At 27.4% G+C, this 351-nt stretch carries 1 pseudogene; it reads left to right on the top strand.

Annotation, left to right across the window (positions count from 1 at the left end):
• Positions 1-152: 152 nt before the first annotated feature.
• Positions 153-351 (top strand): annotated as a pseudogene (locus tag HMPREF2953_RS10680) (spermidine acetyltransferase); the annotation flags it as partial.

Genomic DNA, 351 nt, shown 5'->3' on the forward strand with positions numbered 1-351 from the left:
GTTTCATAGTAAGAGTAATAAATCGAGAATAACAAGAAAATGAGAATTAGTATGTGATGAATTGTTAAAATAAAGTGTTCACAGTGAATGATGACTTATTCGTTATTTATATTTATAATGCACATATATGAGAAAATCTTGGGAGTGGAATTATGAAACTAAGAGCATTAGAGTATAGTGATTTACTTTTTGTTCATGAATTAAATAATGAATATTCTATTATGTCTTATTGGTTTGAAGAACCATATGAATCCTTAACGGAACTTCAGTATTTATTTGATAAGCATTTATTAGATGAATCGGAAAGACGTTTTATCGTTGAAGATGAAAATCAAGTCGTAGGTATTGTTG

Source organism: Staphylococcus sp. HMSC072E01, from assembly GCF_001814125.1.
In the GTDB taxonomy this organism is placed as follows: Bacteria; Bacillota; Bacilli; order Staphylococcales; family Staphylococcaceae; genus Staphylococcus; species Staphylococcus hominis.